The sequence below is a fragment of the Spiroplasma endosymbiont of Lasioglossum villosulum genome (assembly GCF_964020195.1).
Taxonomy (GTDB): domain Bacteria; phylum Bacillota_I; class Bacilli_A; order Mycoplasmatales; family VBWQ01; genus Spiroplasma_E; species Spiroplasma_E ixodetis_A.
The window spans coordinates 115391-127335 of sequence record NZ_OZ026539.1; the positions used below are offsets into that span (position 1 = coordinate 115391).

Here is an 11945-nt window from a genome sequence, read left to right on the forward strand (position 1 = left end):
AATTAATTTTTTTTATTAAAATTTTAAAAACTTATTAAATTAAAAGTTAATAAGAATTTTTGTTGTGTATAAATATTAATTTTTTTATTGATTTTTTCAATATTTGTATTTTAATTGAAATTAATTTAATTTAGTAGTAAGATATATTTACAATTGCATATAATTATAGTTATTTCTTGTCTATAATTTGAAAGAAATGTTTAAAAAGTAATTATATCCTCCGTTTTTGTTATCGTCCCTATCAAGAACCATGAGCAGAATATAGATATAAACCAAACAGAGTTAGTGGAAAATTCAGAAGCAAAGCGAAAGACCCACTAGACATCTGACACTATGGAGATTTCTATAAAAAATTACCTAAATTAAGTGCAGAATGAATTCAAGAAGACCAAAGTAATATAGACAGAACATTAGCAATCAAATCAACAGGAGAAAATGCTGAACCACAATATCAATGCGACTTTTTCTTTAAAAACGAAATTGAAAGACCAATGCCTACATACAGTATACCTGGTTTAAACAAAATCTAAAGGAAAAAAACAATGTCAAAAGGATTAATAATAATAACAGTAATAACAATAATAATTCTACTAATAATAATCATAATAAAACTCGGAGGTAAAAAATAATGGATTGATTAAACGATATATTAGGAACGGGTAACAGTTCAGCGCGAGTACAAAATCAAATGAACAGAGACTTTGAAGAACGTATGTCTAATACGGCCATGCGTCGCTGTATGGCCGACATGAAAGCCGCCGGAATAAATCCTATACTCGCCGCAGGCGACGGCGCGAGTACGCCTGCGGGCAACGCTGGCGCTGGAGGCCAAGGAGCCGGCGCATTCATTCACCAAGCAGGAAATACAATAGGACGCACAGCAAAAATACTAGGAAAATACTTCTCACATCCATACGGAAACGCAGCTCGCAAAATAGAACAAAACTATGGAAAAAAAAGCGTTAAAAAGTATCATAGCAAACGCAGCAAAAGCGCTAGCTTAAAAAACAAAAAAAATACCAAAAAAAAATAACCTTGAAATTCAAGGTTAAAAAACAAATCTTGTCGTCGATGGGGCATATTATATTTATTTAAAAAAATACAATTAAAAACTATTTCAATATCTTTAATATTTAATTTAATTACTAATTTTAGTATAATTAATTTTTTTAATTTATTTATATTAATACTATTACAATTAAATAACAGTAAATGATCTCACTAATTCAGAAGTAGATAAACTATCATCTAAGCATATACCACTATCGATAATATCTTGTTTAGAAAATGCTTTTTGACTATTAGAAATAGATACAGTTTCTTCTTTATTTAAACTGCTATTTTCTGCAATCATTATTTTACTTTCATTTTCAATATCTTCTTCATCAGTATCTTCTCAGTTAGCAACAGAAAAATAACGTGGAGGAAGTTCATCTAATATTTCATGTATCCTATTTAAATCTTCTGCCTTTTTAAGTAACTTAGCAATTTCAATAACTTTAGTAGTTTCATCATTTATATTCATTTTTTCATTAAACAAATCAGTTAAATCCAATACATTGTCTTCAGAAATTTGTTCTTTTTCTAATCAATTATTAATTTTTTGATTAAATAATTTAGTTAAAATTACTGCATCTTCCTCAGAAATATTAAACTTTTTTAATCAATCATTATTTTTTTCATTAAATAACTTGGTTAAAATTGCTACATCTTCTTCAAAAATTTTTCTTTCTTTAAACAAATAATTAATCATTTTTACTCAATTAATTTCATCTTTATATTTTCTAAAAATAATACGTTTAAATAACGTATTCTTATCTTTTTCTGGCATATTTAATTTTCCTTTCAATGTTTTTTAAATAACATTATAACATCAAATATAATGATAAAAACTTTTACAATAGTATATAATTATAAATAAGTAAGGCTTAAAAATAAATATAACTTTTAGGAGGAAAATATGGAAAAGAAATTTTTAACTTATCCTCATGATATATCAAAAAAAATTATTAATCATACTAGGTATAAGTAAAATTGCAATTGGTTTGTCTATCTTATTTGTTTTTATTACAAACTTAATTATCTATACTAATTCAGGATTAATATTTCCTTTTAGAGAAATAACATAAAATAAATTTACAAAATAAAAAATGAGTATAAATGCTTTAAAACATTTATACTCATTTTAAATTTATATTAATTTTAAAAATTCTAAAATTCGATTTAATTCTTTGTGATTACTATAATTGATGATTAGTTGTTTTTTATTGATTTTTACTTTAGTATCTAAAGTTCTTGATAAAGTATTTTCTAATGCTACTAAATGAAGATCTGACTTTTTATTAACATTTTGTTTTTGATTTAAACTTAATTGTTGCATATTAATAACATCTTCAACCTTACGAACACTTCATTGTTCACTATATGCCCTTTTAGCAATAGTTACCATTAAATTAAGATTAGTACCTAAACTTAATAATGGTTTAACATGACCCATTGTTAATTCATTGCGTTGAAGCATTTGTAAAATCTCTACTGGCAATTGCAAAATTCGTAAAGTATTAGCAATGTGACTACGTGATTTATTAACTTTTTGTGAGAGTTGTTCTTGAGTTCATTTCATTTTACTAATTAAAGTTTGATATGCCTGTGCTTCTTCAAAAGCATTCAAATCAACACGTTGAATATTTTCAATCAAAGCAAATTCCATTAATTGTTGATCTGTTACTTCAATAGTTACTGCAGAGATCTCTGTTAAACCTGCTAATTTTGCAGCTTTAGTTCTACGTTCACCAGCAACTAATTGAAAAACACCATCTGTTATCGTTTTTTTAACAATAATTGGTTGAATTAAACCATGAATTTTAATTGAATCACTTAGTTCTTTAATTTCTTGTTCATTAAATACTACACGTGGTTGATATGGATTAGGAATAATTTTAGCAAGAGAAATAGTTTGTGAAAAAGTTTTAGCAATTTCTGGTGAACTTTCAATGTTAGTTATCAAATCATTTAAACCTTCACCAAAAATTGATGCTAAACCTTTAGCAGAAATACGATTTTTTTTATCATTAGACATTATTTAACACCTCGTTCACTAAACTTTGATAAGCAATAGCACCACTGCAACGTGGCCGATAACTAAAAATATTTTTACCATGACTTGGTGCTTCACTTAGGGTTACATTTCTTGGAATATAATTTTTATAAACTTTTTCTCTAAAATTTTTTTGAATTTCTTTGATAACTTCAACAGAAGAAGTTGTTCTAATATTAACCATAGTTAATAAAATGCCTTCAATTTCTAAATTGGGATTAAATAATTGTTGTACTAAACGAATAGTAGATAATAATTGTACCAAACCACCTAATGCATAAAACTCAGCTTGTAACGGAATAATAACTGAATTAGCTGAAGCTAAAGCATTACGATTAACTAATCCTAAACTAGGCGGACAGTCAATAATAATAAAATCATATACTTCCTTTACGGGTTCTAATTTTTCTAATAAAATATTTCTTTTATTACGAGATTGCTCTAATAAAAATATTTCGGCTCCCGCCAAAGAAATGGTTGATGGTAATAAATCTACTCCTTGACAAACTTCAGTTTTAATGACTTTTTCCAATGGAACATCATGTACTAAAACATCATATATATCTTGTTCAACTTTATCAGCAGCAAAACCCATTGAAATAGTAGCACTACCTTGTGGATCCAAATCAATAAGTAACACTTTTTTATTTTTTATACCTAAACCTGCAGCAAGATTAGTAGCAGTAGTTGTTTTTCCAACTCCACCTTTTTGATTAGCAATTGCAATAATTTTGCCCATAATAATTACCTTTCTAAATTAATAGACTAATATTTTATCCTACTAATTAAGTTTAACACTAATTTTAATTAATATTATTTACAAAGGTTTACTTTTAATTTGTTGATAAGGTCTTGGATATTTTAAAGCACATAATTTATATTTTTGAAAATGAAGGATTGTTCTTTGACCATAGTTGTTTGGCAATTGAATAGTAAATTGATTAATTAACTTTGCACCCATTGTGTTAATACTATTTTGTGCCAACGCAAGTTCTTCTTCAACTTTAAGACCCTTATAAGCAATAAATAATCCTTCAACTTTTACTAATCCTAAACATAATTCACTTAAAATATTTAGCGGTGCTAATGCTCTTGCTGTTACAATATCAAATGTTTCACGATATTGATGAGCAAATGCTTCTGCTCTTTGATTAATTATATAAACGTTTTCTAAGTTTAATTCAGTAATTACTGTTTTTAGAAATTGACATTTCTTTGTATTTGATTCAATAATGGTTAATTGTAATTTGGGAAAACAAATTTTTAAAATTATTCCTGGTATACCAGCACCACTACCAACATCACAAATATTTTGATCATCCAAAGTGATGTTATTACTAATTAAAAGAGCATCATAGAAATGTTTATAATAAACTTCTACTTCTTCAATAATTGTTGTTAAGTTATATTTTTTATTTTCAGCAATTAAAATTTTATAATACCGACTTAATTGTTGTTCCATTATTGGTGTTAAAGTTAAATTAGTTAAACCTATAGTTCAATCTTTATTCATTGCTTACTCCTAAATCAATCTTTTAATAAAATACTTTATTTATAGTCTACTTTAAATATAATGCTTTAAATAATTAAATATAATTTAATTATAATATTTTTTTAGTATATACTTGAAATTTTATCACATAACTACTATCCTTCAAAATTTAATGTTATTTTTAATTAATTATTAATTAAATAATTTAAAATGCTTAAAATATCATTTTCGTTATATTTTCTTTAAACTCAAATATAATTAACACATATAATAAGAATTATTAAACAAATTATAAAAGTTTTTTAACTCATTGCTTAATTTAAAGTAAATAAGTTTTTATGTTTTAATTGATACCATTGAAAGGAAAAATAAAAAAATGAAAATTTTACTTAATTTTTCAAAGGAACTAACAAAATCTATTAATAATAGTTAATTAAACACTATTATAGAAATTAATAATTGAACAAATCCTATCCAAGAACATAAAAACAAATTTGAAGAAATATATCAAAATTTTCTAAAATCACAAGAATTATCAAAGGTTTTATTTAATAAATCAATAAATACATATAAACCACACTTCACAAAAATGCAAATACAAGCACTCACAAGCGAACAAATACCACACTTCACAAAAGAACAAATACCAAGTTTTACAACAAAACAAATAAAAAATTTTACATGAAAACAACCATTTACAGCAGAGCAAATACCACACTTCACAAAAATGCAAATAGCAGCAATACCACCAATTCAAATTTCATGATTTCATGATGATCAAATCCAAGCACTCACAATAAAACAAATACCAGTATTAACATCACAATAAATTAAATGATTTTACTATGAACAAATCCAAGTTTTTACAAAAGAACAAATTCAATCATTTACAATAGAACAAATATCAAAATTTACAATAGAACAAATACAAGCACTCACAAAAGAACAAATATCAAAATTTACAATAGAACAAATACAAGCACTCACAAAAGAACAAATACCCGCATTCACAACACATCAAATTAAAGCAATGACTGAATGACAAATTAGTTTATTTACAAAAAAACAAATACCCTGATTTACAGCAGAACAAATAGCAGCGTTTCCAAATTTAGGAATACCGGCATTCACAATAGAACAAATACAAGCACTAACACAAGAACAAATACAATCATTTGCACCAGAACAAATACCAAAATTTGAACCAGAACAAATAGAAAAATTTACAAGCGAACAAATAGCAGCATTTTTATCTGAATAAATAGCAACATTCACAATCGAACAAATTACTTGATTCACCATTGAACAAATAGAAGCACTAACAATTCAACAAATACCACACTTCACAAAAATGCAAATACAATCATTTACCAAAAAACAAATACAAGTTTTTACAGAAAAACAAATTCAATCCTTTACCAAAGAACAAATACCAGCATTTACAATTGAACAAATACCATATTTCACAACATAACAAATCTCAGCACTAATTATTTCAAAAAAAATATATGCACTTACAATTGAACAAATACAAGCACTCACAATTGAACAAATACAAGCACTAACATCAGAACAAATAGAAGGATTGACAAGAGAACAAATTAGTTGACTTACAAATCAACAAATAGAAGCACTCACAAAAGAACAAATACCCGCATTAAGTCCAAGAAAAATGGGAGCATTAAGTCTAGAAAAAAGAAAAATATTAAAATTATTAATTAATAAATACCAAAATCAAGAACAAAAAAGCAAATCTAAAAAAGATTTAACAAAAAAAATTTACCAACAAGAAGCAGAAAAAAAAGAAAGTATTAGCAGTACAAATCAAGAATATAAAGAATCTATATTATTAGAAAATATAAAACCATTAAATTCACACATTAAATGATCAAAATCTTTGCATGAAGAAATAACAAAATATGAAAACCAAGATCTTAATATAACAACTAATCAATTTATTAATAAATACTAGTATTTAACAATCTTTCTTTTTTAAAAATTATTATACAAATTATAAAAAATATTTTCTTAAAAAATAAATGTTTTAATCTAATTTACATTACTATACACTTATTTTTTTTAGATTTAAAACTTATTTCTTCATCATCATTAATTTTTTGATAGTTAATATTAGAAATTTTATTAATTATTTTCTTCTCATTATTTTTAAATGTTTTTATTTTTTTAATATTTTTTTCTAAACTCTCATTGTTCTGTTCAGCCAATTTCTCAAAACTGTCATTTAAGTTTTTTACCATAATTTAAATTTCCCCTTTTTTCATTGTTTAATAAATTTATTATACACAATAAAAATAAAAACTTAATTTATTAAAAAACATTTAAAACATTTATATTTATTAAACTTGATAAAGGTTTTAAAATATTGCTAGCATATAATTTTATTGTCATTTTCTACCTGCTTTAACATAAGGTTGCGCTCAACTTTTTACCAATTCTGTATTAGGACGAAAAATCATTAATGATACTAATGCTATTAAATATGGAAACATACCTCATAATCAACTTGGAATATTATTACTAATAACTATAAATGTTTGTGAAGCATTTATATACTGATATAAAAAAGAAAAAATAAAACAAATAATAGAAGTTAAAAAAAATCTACTGTGTGCCATCATTCATAAAGCAATTGCCAAAAAACCAATACCAGCAAAATTATTACTATAAATAAAAGTACTTGGAAGTACATAAACAAATAAAGCACCTGAAAAACAAGCTAAAGAACTAGAAAATAGCGAAATATAAAATCGAGAACGACGAACATGAATATAATTTAAAGCTACTGCGGTTGGATTCTCACTAATTCCTCTAATGTATAATCCAAGCTTAGTCAAAAATAAAATAGCTGCAAAAATATAAATTGCTAAAAAGGTTACCAAAATTGCAATTCAAGAAAATTGATAAATATAAATACTTGCTAATGAATAATTTATTTCTCCAGTAAATGTTAATGGTAAAATTACTGCTAATCCATAACCAAAGTAATTAATAACCATTGATACTAAAAATTGATTAGTTCTAAACAATAAGGTTGCTAAACTATGAATTAAGCCAAATACAATTCCAATGATAATAGTGATAAAAAATGCCAAAATTGCAACTCCAACACCCAAATTATTTTTTAATTGTGAAACAATTATACAATATGTGGCAGCACCAGTACACATAATACCATCAAAACCAAAATTAACAATTCCTGCTCTAGTATTTAAAATTCCACCTGTACATAACAACAATAATGGACAAGCAAATAATAATGTATTAACTAAAATTGTTGAAAATGAGAGTAACATAATTATTTTTTTATCCTTTTCCTTTTAAATATTTTATTTTTTTTAAAAATTTTTGAAGATTTTGATTCAACATTAACAATTTTAACATTTTGTTATTCATCCTTAATTAATTCTTTTTTTCATATTAACTTCTTTTTTAGTCTTATTAAATATTCTTTAATAGCAATAGAATGAGTTAAGTAATGCCAAATAAAAGAATAAATACCAATAATGTAAATGGTTATTGATAATACTATTATTGCAATTTCTAGATTTTTCAAATACATAAAAGCATTATTTTCAATAGGACTAATAAATAAACTCATAAAAAATGATGAAAATAAAATAACTCCTGGCGTATATCCTGCTAAAGCAGCTACTACTATCCCATAAAATCCTTCTTGAATTGGAGCAGAAAGCGAAGGTAAATTATTATTAACTCCTAAAAAATAAAGATAACCAGCAATTCCTGCTATCGCTCCTGAAATTGGTAAAATTATTAAACCCTGATATTGGGGATTTAATCTGGCATATTTTGCAGCAACGGGGTTTTTAGCAATTGCATTTAATTTAAAACCAAGAGTGCGATTATTAAAAATAATAATTGCGATTAATAAGGCAATAATAGCAATAATAATACCAGCAGAAAATAAATTACTAATGCTAAAAGGTCCACTAATTAATGAAAATCTAAGATTAGTAATTTGTGTTGGAATTTTTAAGTTATGATAAACATTACTGGCTATTAAACCTTTATATCCTTCTCAAGCAATAAAATTAAATAAAATAGTGCTAATAATTTCATGAATTTTAAAATAAGTTTTTAAAATTGCAATAATTAAACCAGCTAAAGCACCAATTAAAACTGCAATTAATAAAAGAAAAGGAGTAATTCATTGACTATAACCACCACTTTTAAAAATAGCTACTGCCAATACATATGTTATCATAGCACTAAATAACATTTGACCACTAACTCCAAAGTTATAAATACGATACTTAAAAGTAATAGCTACTGCTAATCCTGTTAATATTAATACACTATATGTTTCAATTAAATTACTAAAACTTACTAAATTAGTTAAAGGATTAATAAAAATAGTTTTCCAAAATGATAATGGATTAACTTGTAAACATAACATTAATAAACTAACAAAAAATAGAGTTATTAGTAATAATAATGCACCCACTAATCAAAAATTTCATTTTTTAATATTTTCCAACATCTTTTAACCCAACCTTGACCTAATATTTTCCATTTTTTTATTAATTCAACTAGTAATTTTGACAAATGGTCTTTTCAAATAATTAATTGTTCTAATTATTTTTTTCTTTTTCAAACTTCACTTTGTTTGTGGCAATTGATACATTTTATCAGTTTTAACAATTATTTCATTTGTAATAGGATAATCATTCCATAGTGCTGGATTGTTCATTATTTCAACTTTAACATTTTTATTTTCCAATTTACAAACAAATTGTTTGTGATAAATAACTGCTACTCGTTGACACAATAATTGTAATAAGTACGGATCAGTATCAATAATTAAAATACTTGAACCACTTTCGGGTAACTCTATTATCTTTTTAATAATTAATAACGAAGAATTTTCATCTAAATCAGAAAATGGATTAGATAAAATTAATAATTGTGGTTGCTCTTCAATACTTCTTGCTAATACAAATTTCTGCATTTCTCCTTTTGATAATTTATTAATTTTAATAAAAATATTATTATCGTTAAATATTTGATATTTTTTAATAATTTCTCGTACCTTTTTATTAACAACGGCTGTTTTGACAACTCCGGATTTAGTTACATATTTTTCTTTATTATAATTTCAAAAGGTAAAATTTTCAAATAAAGTGGCATCAGGAATTATAGCAGTATTACTATAATGTCCAGATATTCAATCAATTCCTAAATTACTAATTTCTTGTGGTTTAAAATAAGTTACTTCTTGTTCTTGAAAAAAAATGCGTCCTGTTTGCGTTTTAATCATACGTACTATACTTTCAAGTAAAACCTCGCTATAAAGGTTTTCATAATCATAAATACCATATATTTCACCAGGGCGAATTGCAAATTCAATTTTATGAAAATTTGAAATATTGGGTTTATTCAAAGAAAGATTATCAATATAAAGCATTGGTACTGAATTTATCGATTTTGGTTTTTTATAATTAAAAATCTTACCTCAATAATTAGTTGTAAACAATTTAGTATTTTCTTCTAATTTCATTACTTTTGTTTTACCAATATTTAAGTTTTCAATTCAAGATACTCGGTTAGCAACCATTTTAGCAAATTCTTCATCTCTAGTTGTGAAAAGGACCGTTATTTCTTCATTACGAAATGTTTTAAAAATCATTCAAAACTCTACTTTTTGACTATCAGATAAACCAACAGTTGGTTCATCTAACAACAATATTTTAGGTTCTTTGAATAAAGCACGAAGTAAAGATAATTTTTTTAATTCTTCAATCGCAAGTGTTGATACTCTCTTATTTAAATTAAGCTTAATTTTATATTTTTCCATTAAATTATTAATTTTAAATTCAGCTTCTTTTCAATTAGGAAAAATTTTAGCAATAGTTGGTTCATTACCAAGTATAATATTTTGTTTAACAGTAAGATTGTCTAAGAAAAAATCATCTTGACCAGCATAAGCCATTCTAAAATAAAGCATTTCACTAGGATCACGAGGAAAATAATATCCTTTTCTTAAACTATTAATAACAATTTTTCCTTTAGAAGGTTGTTCAAAACCAGCAAGCATTCTAATTAATGTTGATTTACCAACGCTATTATTACCAACAATGGCATGAATTTCTTGTGTTATTTCTAAATTAACATTTTCAAATATAACACGAGTATCATAATATTTACTAATTTTTTGTAACTTCAATATTGTTTTTTCCATAATTATATATCTCCATACTGATTAGTAAAATCAATGTTATTAACACCATAAGTTTGGATTTTACTTTCTGAAGCACTAGGTATAATTTTAAAATTAGGATTAATCTCTTCTTTAAATGTTTCATCAATAATTTCCAAATCAGGCATAAAACCAAAAGCTAAATAATTAATATTATCATAAACATAGTCATTATTATTAATAATATTCGATCCAACAAAACTAATAGTTTTACTATAGGTTGGACGTGAAGATATTAACCTAGCAGTATAGGCAATAATACTGTTATATCAATAATTAGTATTAATAATAAAATTAACACCATGTGTCTCATATAATGATTGGGCAATCTGACCAACACCGGCAACACTATCAGCACTATAAATATTACTTGTTACAAAACTATCATGATGATTAGCATAAATAATTTTATATGTAATTTTGGGATTATCAATACCATTAATTATCTCAGCAAATTGATTCAAAATAGTTTGATCATAATCAATGCCAATATTATTAATAATACCAATTCTAACTATCAATTTACCGTTGTCATCAACATCAAAGTTATATTTTTTATTTATTATTCCATCCTGAACATTTTCAACAAAATATTCAGCAATTTTACTGCCATAATTTAAATGGCTACTAGTTACGTTATCAATATTATATCTAATATCATAAATATTATTAGTGACTTTAACCGTATCAGCAATAATATTATTAAAAAAATAAAATTTAACATTCTGAAATTGTTGTAATACTCTAATTAAGTTTTTAGTAGAATAACTACTAGTTTCACTATGATGTGGAATATACTTTTGAAAACTAGGATTTAAAATATAAACTTTTTTGATATTATATGTAGATAAAAAGTTTCTCAACATTAATGCATAATAATTATCATCTTGAGAACTAAACAATGTTACTACATGATCTTTACCATAAAAAGTTTGTAACTTTTGATAAACAAGTCGGTCATAAATGTTTTGATTTTGTGCTTGTTGATAACTTGTTATTAATAAAACTGTTGGTTGTAAATTTCAAGTACAAGCATAAATACTACTACTAATAGTAGTTATTGTTGGCAAAATTATAGTGAATAATAGAAAACGTCGAAACATAAAAACCACCTACTAATA

At 24.8% G+C, this 11945-nt stretch carries 15 protein-coding genes; 6 read left to right on the forward strand and 9 right to left on the reverse strand.

Annotated elements, in window-relative coordinates; translation table 4 throughout:
• Positions 1-176 precede the first annotated feature (176 nt).
• Positions 177-530 (forward strand): major capsid protein, encoded by a 354-nt coding sequence (locus tag AACK81_RS00640; RefSeq protein ID WP_338961715.1) that lies wholly within the window; start codon positions 177-179, stop codon positions 528-530.
• Positions 531-628: 98 nt separating this feature from the next.
• Entirely contained in the window at positions 629-1033 is a 405-nt protein-coding gene (locus tag AACK81_RS00645; RefSeq protein WP_338961717.1) for a hypothetical protein, read from the forward strand.
• Positions 1034-1198: 165 nt separating this feature from the next.
• Here the strand turns inward: AACK81_RS00645 and AACK81_RS00650 are convergent, their stop codons facing one another.
• The 4 genes from AACK81_RS00650 to rsmG form a co-directional block, all read right to left on the reverse strand.
• The gene (locus AACK81_RS00650) at positions 1199-1831 is read right to left on the reverse strand and encodes a hypothetical protein (RefSeq protein WP_338961719.1); all 633 of its coding nucleotides are present in this window, start codon (positions 1829-1831) and stop codon (positions 1199-1201) included.
• Positions 1832-2191: 360 nt separating this feature from the next.
• Positions 2192-3079 carry a ParB/RepB/Spo0J family partition protein gene (locus tag AACK81_RS00655; protein WP_338961720.1) on the reverse strand — a complete coding sequence of 296 codons (888 nt, stop codon included), beginning with the start codon at positions 3077-3079 and terminating at the stop codon, positions 2192-2194.
• Positions 3072-3836, reverse strand: coding sequence for a ParA family protein (locus tag AACK81_RS00660; RefSeq protein WP_174480209.1), 765 nt, complete (start codon positions 3834-3836; stop codon positions 3072-3074). Before AACK81_RS00660 ends, AACK81_RS00655 begins: the two co-directional genes overlap by 8 nt.
• A 78-nt stretch (positions 3837-3914) precedes the next feature.
• The gene (gene rsmG / locus AACK81_RS00665) at positions 3915-4610 is read right to left on the reverse strand and encodes a 16S rRNA (guanine(527)-N(7))-methyltransferase RsmG (RefSeq protein WP_338961722.1); all 696 of its coding nucleotides are present in this window, start codon (positions 4608-4610) and stop codon (positions 3915-3917) included.
• A gap of 568 nt (positions 4611-5178) precedes the next feature.
• Between rsmG and AACK81_RS00670 the strand changes: the two genes are divergently transcribed.
• The 4 genes from AACK81_RS00670 (at position 5179) to AACK81_RS00685 (ending at position 6561) form a co-directional block, all read left to right on the forward strand.
• On the forward strand, positions 5179-5418 hold the full coding sequence (locus AACK81_RS00670; protein WP_338961724.1) for a hypothetical protein: 240 nt from the start codon (positions 5179-5181) through the stop codon (positions 5416-5418).
• 201 nt (positions 5419-5619) lie between these two features.
• Positions 5620-5850: a hypothetical protein gene (locus AACK81_RS00675; RefSeq protein WP_338961725.1), complete on the forward strand. Its 231-nt coding sequence runs from the start codon at positions 5620-5622 to the stop codon at positions 5848-5850.
• A gap of 90 nt (positions 5851-5940) precedes the next feature.
• Complete coding sequence (locus tag AACK81_RS00680; RefSeq protein WP_338961726.1) at positions 5941-6063, forward strand: hypothetical protein; 123 nt, start codon at positions 5941-5943, stop codon at positions 6061-6063.
• 111 nt (positions 6064-6174) lie between these two features.
• A complete protein-coding gene (locus AACK81_RS00685; protein WP_338961728.1) occupies positions 6175-6561 on the forward strand; it encodes a hypothetical protein in 387 nt (128 codons plus the stop codon).
• A gap of 82 nt (positions 6562-6643) precedes the next feature.
• Here AACK81_RS00685 and AACK81_RS00690 read toward each other — a convergent pair whose 3' ends face one another.
• From AACK81_RS00690 to AACK81_RS00710, 5 genes are all read right to left on the reverse strand, one after another.
• Positions 6644-6847 (reverse strand): hypothetical protein, encoded by a 204-nt coding sequence (locus tag AACK81_RS00690; protein ID WP_338961729.1) that lies wholly within the window; start codon positions 6845-6847, stop codon positions 6644-6646.
• Between the two features lie 141 nt (positions 6848-6988).
• Complete coding sequence (locus AACK81_RS00695; RefSeq protein ID WP_338961730.1) at positions 6989-7903, reverse strand: ABC transporter permease subunit; 915 nt, start codon at positions 7901-7903, stop codon at positions 6989-6991.
• Positions 7904-7995: 92 nt separating this feature from the next.
• A complete protein-coding gene (locus AACK81_RS00700; RefSeq protein ID WP_338961732.1) occupies positions 7996-9108 on the reverse strand; it encodes an ABC transporter permease subunit in 1113 nt (370 codons plus the stop codon).
• A gap of 3 nt (positions 9109-9111) precedes the next feature.
• On the reverse strand, positions 9112-10806 hold the full coding sequence (locus tag AACK81_RS00705) for an ATP-binding cassette domain-containing protein (RefSeq protein WP_338961733.1): 1695 nt from the start codon (positions 10804-10806) through the stop codon (positions 9112-9114).
• Positions 10807-10808: 2 nt separating this feature from the next.
• Positions 10809-11927 (reverse strand): hypothetical protein, encoded by a 1119-nt coding sequence (locus AACK81_RS00710; RefSeq protein WP_338961734.1) that lies wholly within the window; start codon positions 11925-11927, stop codon positions 10809-10811.
• Positions 11928-11945: the final 18 nt, after the last annotated feature.